Source organism: Tabrizicola sp., assembly GCF_041913445.1.
Taxonomy (GTDB): Bacteria; Pseudomonadota; Alphaproteobacteria; order Rhodobacterales; family Rhodobacteraceae; genus Tabrizicola.
This window is the reverse complement of record NZ_JAYSFG010000015.1, coordinates 41,618-55,650: the sequence shown is the minus strand read 5'-3', so window position 1 is coordinate 55,650 and position 14,033 is coordinate 41,618. Positions and strand designations below refer to the sequence as shown.

13 protein-coding genes and 1 pseudogene are annotated in these 14,033 nt (G+C 68.0%); 7 read left to right on the top strand and 7 right to left on the bottom strand.

From position 1 onward, the window contains the following. Positions 1–369: 369 nt before the first annotated feature. Complete coding sequence (zapE, locus tag ACE3Q6_RS15945; protein WP_374434429.1) at positions 370–1,449, top strand: cell division protein ZapE; 1,080 nt, start codon at positions 370–372, stop codon at positions 1,447–1,449. Here zapE and ACE3Q6_RS15940 read toward each other — a convergent pair. Genes ACE3Q6_RS15940 through serB form a run of 3 tightly spaced genes read right to left on the bottom strand, consistent with a single transcriptional unit; the run spans position 1,446 to position 3,584 of the window. Beyond that, positions 1,446–2,207 (bottom strand): TSUP family transporter, encoded by a 762-nt coding sequence (locus ACE3Q6_RS15940; RefSeq protein ID WP_374434426.1) that lies wholly within the window; start codon positions 2,205–2,207, stop codon positions 1,446–1,448. The two genes, zapE and ACE3Q6_RS15940, sit on opposite strands and share 4 nt — an antisense overlap. Before the next feature lie 40 nt (positions 2,208–2,247). Next, positions 2,248–2,715, bottom strand: a complete 468-nt coding sequence (locus ACE3Q6_RS15935; RefSeq protein ID WP_374434424.1) for an N-acetyltransferase family protein — start codon at positions 2,713–2,715, stop codon at positions 2,248–2,250. Continuing rightward, positions 2,709–3,584: a phosphoserine phosphatase SerB gene (serB, locus tag ACE3Q6_RS15930; RefSeq protein WP_374434422.1), complete on the bottom strand. Its 876-nt coding sequence runs from the start codon at positions 3,582–3,584 to the stop codon at positions 2,709–2,711. Before serB ends, ACE3Q6_RS15935 begins: the two co-directional genes overlap by 7 nt. Positions 3,585–3,738: 154 nt before the next feature. On the opposite strand from serB, the gene ACE3Q6_RS15925 reads away from it, so the two are divergent. The 4 genes from ACE3Q6_RS15925 (at position 3,739) to ACE3Q6_RS15910 (ending at position 8,044) form a co-directional block, all read left to right on the top strand. Beyond that, on the top strand, positions 3,739–4,896 hold the full coding sequence (locus tag ACE3Q6_RS15925) for a phosphoserine transaminase (protein WP_374434420.1): 1,158 nt from the start codon (positions 3,739–3,741) through the stop codon (positions 4,894–4,896). 89 nt (positions 4,897–4,985) lie between these two features. Next, the gene (serA, locus tag ACE3Q6_RS15920; RefSeq protein ID WP_374434417.1) at positions 4,986–6,578 is read left to right on the top strand and encodes a phosphoglycerate dehydrogenase; all 1,593 of its coding nucleotides are present in this window, start codon (positions 4,986–4,988) and stop codon (positions 6,576–6,578) included. Between the two features lie 43 nt (positions 6,579–6,621). Continuing rightward, entirely contained in the window at positions 6,622–7,209 is a 588-nt protein-coding gene (locus tag ACE3Q6_RS15915; RefSeq protein WP_374434415.1) for a dimethylsulfonioproprionate lyase family protein, read from the top strand. A gap of 79 nt (positions 7,210–7,288) precedes the next feature. Further along, the gene (locus ACE3Q6_RS15910) at positions 7,289–8,044 is read left to right on the top strand and encodes a metallophosphoesterase (protein WP_374434412.1); all 756 of its coding nucleotides are present in this window, start codon (positions 7,289–7,291) and stop codon (positions 8,042–8,044) included. Here ACE3Q6_RS15910 and ACE3Q6_RS15905 read toward each other — a convergent pair. Continuing rightward, positions 8,041–8,262, bottom strand: a complete 222-nt coding sequence (locus ACE3Q6_RS15905) for a hypothetical protein (RefSeq protein ID WP_374434409.1) — start codon at positions 8,260–8,262, stop codon at positions 8,041–8,043. The two genes, ACE3Q6_RS15910 and ACE3Q6_RS15905, sit on opposite strands and share 4 nt — an antisense overlap. 98 nt (positions 8,263–8,360) lie before the next feature. Here ACE3Q6_RS15905 and ACE3Q6_RS15900 point away from each other — a divergent pair, with 98 nt between their 5' ends. Then, positions 8,361–8,936, top strand: a complete 576-nt coding sequence (locus ACE3Q6_RS15900; protein ID WP_374434407.1) for a DUF2585 domain-containing protein — start codon at positions 8,361–8,363, stop codon at positions 8,934–8,936. A 4-nt stretch (positions 8,937–8,940) separates the two neighbouring features. On the opposite strand, the gene ACE3Q6_RS15895 is transcribed toward ACE3Q6_RS15900, so the two are convergent. Next, on the bottom strand, positions 8,941–10,041 hold the full coding sequence (locus ACE3Q6_RS15895) for a sugar MFS transporter (RefSeq protein ID WP_374434405.1): 1,101 nt from the start codon (positions 10,039–10,041) through the stop codon (positions 8,941–8,943). Between the two features lie 127 nt (positions 10,042–10,168). Here ACE3Q6_RS15895 and bktB point away from each other — a divergent pair, with 127 nt between their 5' ends. Then, positions 10,169–11,326, top strand: coding sequence for a beta-ketothiolase BktB (bktB, locus tag ACE3Q6_RS15890; RefSeq protein ID WP_374434403.1), 1,158 nt, complete (start codon positions 10,169–10,171; stop codon positions 11,324–11,326). A 92-nt stretch (positions 11,327–11,418) separates the two neighbouring features. On the opposite strand, the pseudogene rpiB reads toward bktB, so the two are convergent. Continuing rightward, positions 11,419–11,868, bottom strand: a pseudogene (gene rpiB, locus ACE3Q6_RS15885) (ribose 5-phosphate isomerase B). Between the two features lie 103 nt (positions 11,869–11,971). Then, entirely contained in the window at positions 11,972–14,014 is a 2,043-nt protein-coding gene (gene pbpC, locus ACE3Q6_RS15880) for a penicillin-binding protein 1C (RefSeq protein WP_374434401.1), read from the bottom strand. Between the last annotated feature and the right edge of the window lie 19 nt (positions 14,015–14,033).

The following is a 14,033-nucleotide window of genomic DNA, read 5'->3' as shown; positions in this document are numbered from 1 at the left end:
CTGGTGCCGCACTAGTGTTAATTATGATTTGATTCTGAGCCACGGGTACTACCGAGGTCTCAACACAGGCTGAAAGCGCGAGTATCGCAATAAGGGAAAGTTTCGAATACATAGCTTTGACCTCGTTTGGGATTCGTTCGATCTTTCTTATCGATCCTCTTTGGCAACTAAGAGTGGAATTTCTGTCGAATGTTGGACGCCAGTCCACCGCAGTTCACCATTGCGTCACCGACTTTTCCGAATAAGCCAGTTAACACCACCCTAACGCCCACCCCCAACCCCTTGAAATCCCTGCCCCCGCACCCCCTGTCCTGCGTGGACAGCCGGAATCCCTTGCGGCCCCCACCCCGGCCCCGCTAATCCTCCTCCATGCGCCAGACCCTGACCGAGATCTACGAGGCCCGCGTGGCCGAGGGCACCCTGAAGCCCGACCCTGCCCAGCACGCCCTCCTCCCCCGCCTCGAAGAGCTCCGGTCCTGGCTGGAAGCGAACGCGACCCGCAAGGTCGGCCTCTTCGCGGGCCTCTTCGCCAAGCCCATCCAGCCCCCGAAGGGTCTCTACCTCTGGGGCGGCGTCGGGCGGGGGAAGTCGATGCTGATGGACCTCTTCACCGAGGCCACCCAGATCACCCAGAAACGCCGCGTCCACTTCCACGCCTTCATGCAAGGCGTCCACAAGGGCATGCACGCCGCCCGCGCGCGCGGCGTCGAGGACCCGCTGACCCCCGTCGCCGACGAGATCATCCGCGACCTGCGCCTCCTCGCCTTCGACGAGATGCAGATCACCGACATCACCGACGCGATGCTGGTCGGCCGCCTCTTCGAGAAGCTCTTCGCCGCCGGGATCGTGATCGTCACCACCTCGAACCGCCCGCCGCAGGACCTCTACAAGGACGGCCTCAACCGCGGCATCTTCCTGCCCTTCATCGCCATGCTGGAGGACCGCCTCCACGTCGTGGAACTGGAAAGCCCCACCGACTACCGCCAGCACCGCCTGCAGGGCGCGCAGGTCTATTTCCACCCGGCCCGGTCTGCCACCACCCAGATCGCCGAGATCTGGACCGACCTCACCGGCGGCGCACCCGAAGCCTCGCTTCAGCTGGAGGTCAACGGGCGGCAAGTCACTCTGCCCCGCTTCTCCAACGGCGTCGGGCGGGCCAGCTTCTGGGACCTCTGCTCGAAACCCCTCGGCCCCGCCGACTACCTCGCCATCGCCCGCACGGTCCGCGTGCTGATCCTGGAGGACATACCGCAGCTCTCCTCGGCCAACTACAACGAGGCCAAACGCTTCGTCACCCTGATCGACGCGCTCTACGAGGCGAAGGTCCGCCTCATCGCCTCGGCCGCCGAAGCGCCGGAGCGGCTTTACATCGAGGGCGAAGGGTCCTTCGAGTTCGAACGCACCGCGAGCCGGCTGCGCGAGATGCAGGGCGCGGACTGGGGCCTTTAGCCGAAGGCCTGCCACAGAAGCCGCAGCGCCATCGCGGTCGAAGTGACGACCAGCAAAGGCTTGATCAGCCGCGCGCCCACCCGCATCGCGAGCCGCGCTCCCAGAGACGCCCCCGCTACCTGCGCTGCCGCCATCGCCAGCCCCACCGCCCACCACATGGCACCCGAGGGGATGAAGACGACGAGCGAGCCGATGTTCGAGGCGAAGTTCAGCATCTTGGTGTGCGCGGTCGCTTTCAGGACCCCGTAGCCCGCCAGCAGGACGAACCCCATCATGAAGAATGACCCGGTCCCCGGCCCGAAGAACCCGTCATAGGCCGCGATCAGCGGCACCGCCGTGACGGCGAAGACCGCGGGCTTCATCCTCTGCGCCCGGGCGTCATCCGACAGGCCCGGCTTCAGCGCGAAGAACCCCGCCACCCCGATCAGCACCACCGGCATGACGATCCGCAAGACCTCCGCCGGGATTAGATGCGCGACGAGCGCCCCGAGCGCCCCGAACACCGCGCTGATCGCCGCCATCCCCAGTTGCTCCGACGGCCGGACGTGCCCTGCGCGCGCATAGGTCAGCGTCGCCGTCGCCGCGCCGAAAGTGCCCTGCAGCTTGTTCGTCGCCAGGGCTTCGACCGGGGAAGCACCGACCAGAAGAAGGGCCGGAACCGAGATCAGCCCGCCGCCGCCCGCGATGCTATCGACGAAGCCTGCGCAGAAGGCGGCAAGGACCAGCAGAAGGGCAAGGTGGGTGGCAATCTCGAACATGCTGGCTTGTCGCCCGCGCTGGCTGCGGGGGCAAGGGGGCTCAGAGTGTGAAGCGGCGGTGCACGCGTCCGACCTTGCGCCCGTCCGACAGCATGAAGTCGGGGTCGTGGGCAAAGTCGACAAAGCCGATGCGGGCGTAGTAGGCGAGCCCGGGCACATTGTCCGCCCGGATCGAGGCGACGATTTCGCGCATCCCCTTGCCCCGCAGGATCTCGCAGGTCAGGGCGAACATCCGGACGCCCGCGCCTTTCGCCTGCAGGCCCGGCTGGACGAAGCTCCCGATATGCGCCTCGCCCTCCCAATGCTCCACCGACTGCCAGCCGACAACGCGACCCTCGTCCTCTGCCACGACCGAGGAGAGAACCTCCGGCCCGTCGATGTACTCGAGCTGCACTTCGGCGGGGGATTTCGGCACCTCGTGCGCGGTCGTGCCGCCCACCGCGATGACTGCATTCAGCACCTCGGCCATCGCTTCGGCGTCCGCGGGAGTCGCCGGGCGGATCAGCACGCGAACTCCTCGCGGGAATAGCCCTGCAGGTAGAGAAGCGCCGTCAGGTCGCCGTGGTTCACCCGGACCTCGCACTGCGCCTGGACCGTGGGCTTCGCGTGCAGTGCAACCCCCGTCCCTGCGGCCTTGAGCATGGGCAGGTCGTTCGCCCCATCCCCCACCGCCAGCGCCTCGGCGGGCGTGATCCCCAGCCGCGCGGTGATCTCGTTCAGCGCCTGGAGCTTTGCTTCCTTGCCCAGGATCGGCTCGGCCACCGTGCCCGCCAGGGCGCCCTCGGCCACATGCAGCGTGTTAGCCCGGTTCTCGTCGAACCCCAGCTTCCCCGCCACCGCCGCAGTGAAGGCCGTGAACCCACCCGACACCAGCGCCGCATAGGCCCCGTTCGCCTTCATCGTCGCCAGCAGCACCGGCCCCCCTGGCATCAGCGTGATCCGGTCGCGCAGGACCCGGCCGATCACGCTCTCCGGCATCCCCTTCAGCAACCCCACCCGCTCGCGCAGTGCGCCCTCGAAGTCGAGCTCGCCATTCATCGCCCGCGCCGTGATGTCGGCCACCCGCGCACCCACGCCCGCCTCATCGGCCAGCTCGTCGATGCATTCCTGCCGGATCATCGTCGAATCCATGTCGGCGATGAGGAGGCGCTTCTTCCGCCCCTCCGCCGCCTGGACCACCATGTCCACCCGCAGCGCCTGCAGGCCTTCCCAGACCTCCCAGCGGTTCTCCGGGACCGAGGCAAGGTCGAACTCCGCCGCCACACCCGGGTCCAGCCAGCGCGCCTCGCCCCCGCCCCAGGCGTTTCGCAGGGATTCGACCGTCACGCGCTCCAGCACCGGGGTTTCGGGGTTGGTCAGAAGCGTGACGACATACATGGGGCAGGTTTCCGATAGTGAACTTGGGTGTCGCTTTTTCGCGACGATGCGGCGCATTAGCGCGGTTTTTTCCCTTGCGCCAGAGCGGGCGGGTCTTTAGCCAAGGCGGCGGGACACCCTTCCCCAACGAAGGGCTTTTAGCTGGAAGGCTACCATGACAGACCTGACCCCGCCGGCCAAGCGCCCGGCCAACCCGCGCTTCTCTTCTGGCCCCTGCGCCAAGATCCCCGGATATTCCCTCGACATGCTGGCCGACGCCCCCCTGGGCCGCAGCCACCGCGCCGCCGTCGGCAAGGCCAAGCTGAAAGAGGCGATCGACCTTACCCGCGAAATCCTCGGCGTGCCCGCCGACTACCGGATCGGCATCGTTCCCGCCTCGGACACCGGGGCCGTAGAGATGGCGATGTGGTCGCTCCTCGGCGCCCGTCCGGTCGAGATGCTGGCCTGGGAGTCGTTCGGCGAAGGCTGGGTCACGGATGTGGTCAAGCAACTGAAACTGGACGCTGTGGTCCGCAAGGCCCCCTATGGGCAAATCGTGGACTTTGCCCAGGTCGATTTCGACAAGGACGTCGTCTTCACCTGGAATGGCACAACCTCGGGCGTCCGCCTGCCGAACGGCGATGCGATCCCCGCGAACCGCCAGGGCCTGACCATCTGCGACGCGACCAGCGCGGCGTTTGCAATGGACCTGCCCTGGGACAAGCTCGACGTCACCACCTTCTCCTGGCAGAAGGTCCTCGGCGGTGAGGGCGCGCATGGCGTGTTGATCCTGTCGCCCCGCGCCGTAGAGCGGCTGGAGAGCTACACCCCCGCCTGGCCGCTGCCGAAGATTTTCCGCCTGACCGCCAAGGGCAAGCTGATCGAAGGCATCTTCCAGGGCGAGACGATCAACACGCCCTCGATGCTCGCGAACGAGGATTACCTCGTCGCGCTGAAATGGGCGAAGTCCATCGGCGGGCTGAAAGGCCTGATCGCCCGCGCCAATGCCAACGCCAAGGTGGTCTGGGACTTCTGCGCCGCAAACCCCTGGATCGCCAACCTGGCCGAGGACCCGGCCACCGCCTCCACCACCTCGGTCTGCCTCAAGTTCACCGACCCGCGCATCACCGACGGCGAGGCTTTCGCCAAGGCCGTCGCCAAGCGGATCGAGAAGGCCGGCGCGGGCTTCGACCTCGGCGCCTACCGCGACGCCCCTCCGGGCCTGCGGATCTGGTGCGGCTCGACGGTCGAGACGGCGGACGTCCAGGCGCTGATGCCCTGGATCGCCCATGCCTTCGAGGCCGAGATCGCCGCGCTGGCGCAAGCTGCCTGACATCGCGGGTGCGCCGTGAATGCGCACCCTAACCCACCGCGTAGGGGGCGCATTAATGGCGCACCCCCCCCACCCACAGGATTGATCCCATGCCCAAAGTCCTCGGTTCCGACGTACTTTCCGAAACCGCCGTCCAGATCTTCCGCGACCGGGGGGTCGAGGTCGACTACCTTCCGAAGCTCGGCAAGGACAAGGAGGCGCTTGCCGCCGCCATCGGCCAGTATGACGGCCTTGCCATCCGCTCGGCCACCAAGGTCACCGAGAAGCTCCTGGAGAACGCCACCAACCTCAAGGTCGTCGGCCGCGCCGGGATCGGGGTGGACAACGTCGACATCCCGGCGGCGTCGAAGAAGGGCGTCATCGTGATGAACACGCCCTTCGGCAACTCCATCACCACGGCCGAGCACGCCATCGCCATGATGTTCGCTGTTGCCCGGCAAATCCCCGAGGCCAACGCCTCCACCCACGCCGGAAAGTGGGAAAAGTCCAAGTTCATGGGGGTGGAGCTTTTCAACAAGACCCTCGGCGTGATCGGGGCCGGAAACATCGGCGGCATCGTCTGCGACCGCGCCGTGGGCCTGCACATGAAGGTCGTGGCCTATGACCCGTTCCTCAGCGACGAACGCGCCAAGCAGCTGGGCGTGACCAAGGTCGACCTGGACGAACTCCTCGCCCGCGCCGACTTCATCACCCTCCACGTCCCCCTCACCGACAAGACCCGCAACATCCTGTCGCGCGAGAACCTCGCCAAGACCAAGAAGGGCGTCCGCATCATAAACTGTGCCCGCGGCGGGCTGATCGACGAGGCGGCGCTCCTCGACGCGCTCAACTCCGGCCATGTCGCCGGGGCCGCGCTGGACGTGTTCGAAACCGAACCCGCCACCGAAAACCCGCTCTTCAACCACCCGAACGTCGTCTGCACCCCGCACCTCGGCGCCTCCACCACGGAAGCGCAGGAGAACGTGGCGCTGCAAGTGGCCGAGCAGATGTCGGACTACCTCCTGACCGGCGCCGTGCAGAACGCGCTGAACATGCCCAACGTCACGGCCGAAGAGGCCGCCGTGATGGGCCCCTGGATCAAGCTCGCCGGGCACCTCGGCGCCTTCATCGGCCAGATGACCGACGAGCCGATCAAGGCGATCAACATCCTCTACGACGGCACCGTGGCCAACATGAACCTCGCCGCGCTGAACCAGGCCGTCATCGCGGGCGTTCTCAAGGCGCACAACCCCGACGTCAACCTCGTCTCCGCCCCCGTCGTGGCCAAGGACAAGGGCATCCAGATCTCCACCACCCGGCAGGAAAAGACCGGGGTCTTCGACGCCTACATCAAGGTGACGATGGTGACCGACAAGCGCGAACGCTCGGTCGCCGGGACCTGCTTCTCGGACGGCAAGCCGCGCTTCATCCAGATCAAGGGCATCAACATCGACGCCGAGATCGGGCAGCACATGCTCTACACCACGAACGAGGACGTACCGGGCATCATCGGCCTGCTCGGCATGACGATGGGCAAGAACAACGTGAACATCGCGAACTTCACCCTCGGCCGGTCCGGCGTCGGGCAGGACGCGATCGCCATCCTCTACCTCGACCAGCCGATCGACCCCAAGGTGATCGAGACGCTGGAGGGCACCGGCATGTTCCAGCAGGTCAAGGCCTTGCAGTTCGACGTCGCCTGACCCAACCTGCCTCGGCCGGGCGCCCCGCCTGGCCGAGGCAACCATGCTGCTCCCCGACCTCCTTTACGCCCTCGCCGACCTCACGGCCACCGAACCGCGCCCAGAGGCGCAAGCCACCGCCGAGGCCCTCCGCGCCGCCGCCGGCACCGACTTCCCGGCGCAACCACCCTCCAGCCTCTCCCCCGGCATCCTCCACGCGGCCAGCCTGCCCGGCCACCCCGCCGCCAAGCTGATCCACGCCGCGCACCAATGGCTTCCCTGGCAAGACAGCCCCGCCGCCTCCCTGCAACCCACCGGCCTCCGCGCGATCAAGTCCATCGTGACGCTCCTCGGCCCCGAGGCCCCGATCCCGTCCGACACCCTCCTCTTCGGCCTCTTCTACCAGGCCCCCGGCTCCTACTACCCCCTCCACGCCCACAACGCCGCCGAGACCTACACGGTCCTCGCAGGCTCCGCCCTCTGGCAGGCGGGCGACCGCCGCTTCCCCACCGCCGCGGGTGAGCCCATCCACCACCCCTCGAACCTGCCCCACGCCATGCGGGCAGGCCCCGAAGGCTTCCTCGCCATGTGGCGCTGGTCCGGCGACATCGGGTTCAAGAGCTACCGGATGCTCCCCGACCCAGAAGGCTGACCGGACTTGCCCTTTCATCTTTGCACAAATATCCCGGGGGTCCGGGGGTAGCACCCCCGGGGGCAGCCAAGGGAACCCCATGCACCTTTACGCCATCGGCGACATCCACGGGCACCTCAGTCTCCTGAAGGCCGCGCATGACCTCATCGCCAGGGACATGGCGCAGCATGGACCCGGCCAGGTGGTCCACGTCGGCGACCTCGTGGACCGCGGGCCGGACAGCAAAGGCGTGATCGATTTCCTGATGCAGGGCCAGGCGCAGGGCGAGGACTGGGTGGTCCTCAAGGGCAACCACGACCGCATGTTCAGCCGCTTCCTGAACGACCCGCTGGAGCCCGAACCCGGCCTCCGCGCCGACCTCGGCTGGCTGCACCCCAAGCTTGGCGGGCCGGATACGCTCGCCTCCTACGGGGTGAAAAAAGCAGCCGATCGCCCGATCCCCAAGGTCCATGCCGATGCGCTGGCTGCCGTCCCGCAGGCCCACCGCGATTTCCTCGCGGCCCGTCCCACGATGCACCGGGCCGGCGACTGCGTCTTCGTCCACGCGGGCCTCCGCCCCGGGGTGGCGCTTGACCAGCAGACCGAGACCGACCTCGTCTGGATCCGCGACATCTTCCTGATCGAGGTGGAAAGCTTCGGCCCCCTCGTCGTGCACGGCCATACCGCGATCAAGGAAGCCACCCACTACGGCAACCGGATCAACATCGACTCAAGCGCGGCTTACGGCGGCCCGCTGTCGGCCATCGTGATCGAGGGGCGCGAGGCCGCGCTTCTGACCCCGCAGGGCCGCCAGAAACTTCCCGGCCCGCCGCCCCTCTTGTTCCAGAAGAACTAAGGATGCTCTCGCCGGATCAGGCGCTTCACGGACCGTCCGCCAAGATAGCCGAAGACCACCGTCGCCAGCCCCACGACCTCGGCGATCGCCGGGCCTTGCGGAAGGCCGCGGAGCGCAAGGGCAACGCCCATCAGGGCAAAGCCGCCCAGGCTGATCCAGAGCCAGAACCACAACTCGCCCCGAGAGGGCCCGAAGCGCCAGGGGTTCTTCTTTTCCATCGCCGCCCTCCTGCACTGCCGCCACACTGGCCGGGAATAACCCGACCTCAGGCATACCCTACTTTACCGCCGTCTCGGCCCGTGATTCCTTGCAGCCCATGACCGACCGCAGCGCATCATCCCGCCTGACGCCGATCCTGATCACGCTTGGCATCATCCTGCTTACGGCCGCCTGGCTTTTGTGGATCGGTCGCGAGCCGATCTGCAAATGCGGCTACGTGAAGCTCTGGCACGGGCAGGTCGTCAGCTCGGAGAATTCGCAGCACCTGTCGGACTGGTATACGCCCAGCCATATCATCCACGGCTTCCTGTTCTATGGCGCGCTCTGGCTGGTGGCTTCGCGGCTGAGCTTCGCCTGGCGGCTGTCCATCGCCACCCTGGTCGAATGCATCTGGGAGATCGTCGAGAATTCCGACGCGGTGATCGAACGCTACCGGGCGGTGACGATCTCGCTCGACTACTACGGCGACAGCGTGATCAACACGGTGTTCGACGTCCTGGCGATGATCCTCGGCTTCTGGCTGGCGGCGAGACTGCCGGTCTGGGCAACGGTGGCGCTGATCATCCTGTTCGAAGGCGCGACGATGTGGCTGATCCGCGACGGGCTGGCGCTGAACGTGCTGATGCTCTTGTACCCGCTCGACTGGGTCGCCAGCTGGCAGGCGGGGCGCTGAGGTCTCAGACCTTCATCCTTCGTAGCGACAGAAGCGCCAGCGCCGTCGCCGTCCCGAGAAGGGCCGCGCTGACCCAGAAGAACCCCCGCTCGCCCATGCCCGCGACCAGCGGTGCCAGGATCAGCGGGGTCGCGATGGCCCCGACGAGGCCCGCCGCGACGATGGTCGGCGGCACGCGGAGGTCCTCGCCCATCTTGCCGCTTGCGGTCACGTAGTATCCCGGGAAGAACACCCCCGCCGAGGCCCCCATCGCCACGAAGCAGATCGCCGGAGTCCAGACCGCCGCCCCCAGCGCGAAGAGGGCCGCCGAACCGATGGAGAGCGTGTAAAGGACGAAGGGCTCCACCCGGTGCGCGATGAAGATCAGGACCACCCGAGCCAGCAGGAACACCACGAAGAAGGCCGACAGAAGCTGCGCGGCCCGCGTCTCCTCGATCCCGGCGCGGATCAGCGCGGTGGGGCCAAGGCCCGCAAGGCTTGCCTCCATCCCGATGGCCAGGGCCCCGAAGGCGAGGATCCCCCAATGCGGCCGGAAGGCCTTGACCGGCCCTTCGACCGCCACGCTCTCGCGCCCCGCCGGTCCGGCCAGCGCGAAGACCGCCACCAGCGCCAGGGCGACCAGTCCGAAGGTCCAGGCCGGGTCGCTGCCGAGCCAGACGAAGACCAGCGGCGCGGCGATCGCCCCCACCCCGAAGGTCGCGTTCAGAAGGCTCAGCATCGACGGCCCGCGCGTCCCGAAGGCCCGCATGACCCGCGGGTTGAACACCGCCGTCGCCATGCCGTAGCCCATGCCAAAGAACATCCCACCCGCAAAGGTGAGGATCCAGCCCGCTTCGGCCGCCATGAGGCCCATCCCGGCGGCCATCACCGCCAGCGTGTGCCGCGGCCCGACCAGTGCGCCCTTGAAGAACATGAAGCCCACGCCCAGGAAGCAGCCGACCCAGAGGAGCGCCACGAAAAGCCCCGCCTCGCCCTCTCCCAGCGCGAAGTCGCGGACATAGACCGGCAGGGCCGGCCCGAACAGCGCCTGACCCGCCCCCATGAGGATGAAGGTCGCCACCCCGGCAAACAGCAGCCCCGCATTGGCCCGGATCAGGTCTTTCACGTCGCTCTCCCGTTGGTGCGCCCGATCAACCCTGACCGCCCACGCATGTCAATGGCGGGCGTGACGCGACGTCCTCTCTGCAACCGCCCCCAGTTCATGCAAACTGGACGAAACGCCGGAGGCCCCCATGACCGAGATCCATATCCTCTCTGCCACCCGCACCGCCATCGGCGGCTTCGGCGGCTCTTTGTCCGCGCTGCCGCCCATCGACATCGCGACCCATGCCGCCAAGGCCGCACTGGCCCGCGCGGGGGTGGAGGGCGCGCAGATCGGTCAGGTCGTGATGGGCCACGTCATCAACACCGAACCCCGCGACATGTACCTTTCCCGCGTCATGGCGATGAATGCAGGAATCCCGGAGACGACGCCCGCGATGAACGTCAACCGCCTCTGCGGATCCGGCGCGCAGGCCGTGGTCTCGGCGGTGCAGGCCCTGATGCTGGGCGACGCCGAGATGGCGCTGGCCGGGGGCGCCGAGTGCATGAGCCGATCACCCTACATCCTTCCCGCCGCGCGCTTCGGGCAGAAGATGGGCGACACGCGGGCCCTGGACATGATGACCGGCGCGCTGACCTGCCCGTTCGGGACCGGGCACATGGGCGTGACGGCCGAGAACGTGGCAGCGGCGCATGGCATTACTCGGGAAGACCAGGATGCCTTCGCGCTGGAGTCACAGACACGCGCCGCACGCGCCATCGCCGAAGGGCGGTTCGCGGATCAGATCGTGCCGGTGGAAATTGGCGGCAAGAAAGGCCCCGTCACCTTCGCCGTTGACGAACACCCCAAGACCACCAGCCTTGAGGCGCTTTCCGGCCTGAAACCGGCCTTCCAAAAGGACGGCACGGTCACGGCGGGCAACGCCTCGGGCATCAACGACGGCGCCGCGGCGCTGGTCCTTTCCCGCAGCGACAAGGGCTCGCGCGCCCGGATCATGGGCTATGCACTGGCGGGAGTGGACCCAAAGGTCATGGGCCTTGGCCCGATCCCCGCCGTGCAAGCGCTATGCCGGAAGCTGGGCGTCAATCCGCAGTCCTTCGACGTCGTGGAATCGAACGAGGCCTTTGCGGCCCAGGCCCTGGCCGTTTCCCGCGCGCTGGACCTCGACCCGGCGCGCGTGAACCCCAACGGCGGGGCTATCGCGCTTGGCCACCCGGTGGGCGCGACGGGCGCGATCCTCGTCGTGAAGGCCCTGCACGAGCTGGAACGCTCCGGCGGGCGCACCGCGCTGATCACCATGTGCATCGGCGGCGGGCAGGGCATCGCGCTGGCGATCGAGCGCGCCTGACCGATTTCTTCGAAGAAATCGGATCGGAGCCTTCAAAGGCTCTGTTCCGGAGTTTTCGAAAACTCCGGCGCACGAGGAGCCGCGCCCGCCGCTCACCCCTCCAGCGCGTCGATCATCCGGACGCGCAGGGCGTGGCGCCCGCCCTCGAACTCGGCCCCAAGGAACGCGTCAACGATCTCCAGCGCCAGGCCCTCGCCCACCACCCGCGCGCCCAGCGACAGCATGTTGGCATCGTTGTGCATCCGGATCATCCGGGCCGAGAACGTATCGGAACAGACGCCGCAGCGAATGCCGCGGACCTTGTTCGCCGCCATCATGATCCCCTGCCCGGTGCCGCAGAGCACGATCCCCAGGTCGCAGTCGCCCGAGGCCACGCGCCGCGCCGCTGCCTCGCCATGCGCGGTTTAATGCGTGCTTTCCGGGCTGGTGGGGCCGATGTCGACCACCGTATGGCCCTTGCCTGCCAGATGCGCGGCGATGGCAAGGCGCAGGGAAATGGCCGCGTGGTCGCTGGACAGGACGATGCGTCTGGCTTGGGTCATGGGGGTCTCTTCAATCGGGACGGTTTGCGCCCCGGTTACGGCACCGGGACCGGCATCACAACCACCTCGTCCCGCGTAGAATGGGCGATCCGCCCACCGCGCGTCAGCGCACCCGGACCTGCGACCGGGCCGACCGCCCTTCTGCGTCGATCACGCTGAGCGTCACGAAGCCCTCGCCCGGCAGGGCCAGCATCTCCTCACGCGCGTCTGACCCGACGATCACCGGCACCCCGTCCGCGAGCCAGGTGAAGGGTGCCGTCCCCCCCGTGACCCGCACTTTCAACCCGGCGGGCAAAAGCTCCACCTCCGCCCCGTCCGGCGGGAAGGCCACGGCGGGGGCGTCTGCCGCCGCTTCGAAGGCTGCGGACCGGGACTTGAACCGTTGCAGCGGCTGCGGCAGTTCCGCATTCGCAACCAGCAGCGTCGAGGCAGGCGCAGGCCCCTGCGGGTCCAGCTCACGCTTCAGCCGGTTGAAGGCCTGGAACAGCACGGGCGCCGCGACATCCGCGCCGAAGGCCCCCGGCACCGGCGTCCCGTCGGCCCGGCCCATCCAGACGCCCACCACATGCTTGCCATCGAAGCCGATCGCCCAGGCGTCGCGGTGCCCATAGGAGGTCCCGGTCTTGTACGCCAGCCGGTTCGAAGGCGCGCCGGGCGGCGGGGCCAGCCCTGCCAGGATGTCGCCGACCTGCCAGGCCGCGACTTCGGAAACCACGCGCTGCCCCTCGGGCACCTCGGAGTCCAGCCGATACGACAGAGGCCGCACCACCCCGCCCCGCGCGATGGCCGCATAAAGCTGCACCATGTCCGACAGCGTGACCCCGACCCCGCCCAGCGCGATGGCCAGCCCCGGCTGATCGCCGGGAAATACGGGCTTCATCCCCGCCTTCTCCATTGCCGAGATCAGCCTGGCCGGTCCCATCGCATCGGTCAGCGCCACCACCGGGATGTTCCGCGACAGCTGCAAGGCCTCGCGCATCCGGATCGTGCCCATGTAGAGCTTGTCGAAGTTCTGCGGCGCATAGGTGCCGAAGGCCATCGGCCTGTCGTCGATCATCGTCTCGGGATGGCCAAGGCCGTCGTCGAAGGCCAAGGCATAGACCAGCGGTTTCAGCGTCGACCCCGGCGACCGAAGCGCCTGCGTCATGTCCACGAACCCCTGCCGCAGGTCGGCCTGATAGCCCGCCGAGCCCACGCTCGCCAAAATCTCCCCCGAAGCATGGTCCGCCACCAGGATCGCCACCTGCAATCGCTCGCCCCGGCCCTCGACCGCCTCCAGCGCCAGCGCCTCCAGCTTCCGCTGCAGGTCCCCGTCGATGGTCAGCCGATGCGCCACAACCTGCGGCTTTTCGGCCCGCGCCTGATCCGCCAGGTGCGGGGCCAGCGCCGGGAAGGGCTTCCTGAGGCCCGGCACCGCCTCGCGCAGTGCAGCCTCTGCCTCTTCGGGGTCCAGCACCCCCTCGCCCACCGCCCGCGCCAGCACCCGGTTCCGCGCCGCCTCGGCCCGGTCGGCGGCCCGGTCCGGTCGGCGGCTTTCGGGGGACTGCGGGATCGCGACAAGAAGCGCCGCCTCGGCCGGGGTCAGCCGGTAGGGCTCTTTCCCGAAATAACTGATCGAGGCCGCCCGCACCCCCTCCAGGTTCCCGCCGAAGGGCGCAAGATGCAGGTAAAGCTGCAGGATCTGGTCCTTGGACAGCCGCCGCTCCAAGGCAAGCGCCACCCGCATCTGCCGCAGCTTGCCTCCGACCTCGCCCGTGGTGCCCTCCTCCAGCAGCCGCGCGACCTGCATGGTCAACGTGGACCCGCCCGAGATGACGCGGCCGTTCCACAAGGCCTGCAGGACCGCCCGCGTCAGCGACCGCGGGTCGACGCCCGCGTGGACGTAGAACCGCTTGTCCTCATAGGCGAGAAGCATCCGCAAATACTTCGGATCGACCTTGTCCGGCGGCAGGGCCAGCCGCCAGCGGCCATCGGCCACCGTATAGGCACGCAGAAGGTCGCCGTCGCGGTCCAGCACCTCGACCGACATCTCCAGCGCCAGGGGCGGCAGGACCGTCGCGGCGACCCAGGCGTCGAAGCGGTCCCGGCCCAGGGCGCCGAGCCAAAGGCTGATAGCAAGGCAGAGGATCCAACGCGCGCGGATCATGACCACGACCCCTCCCAGG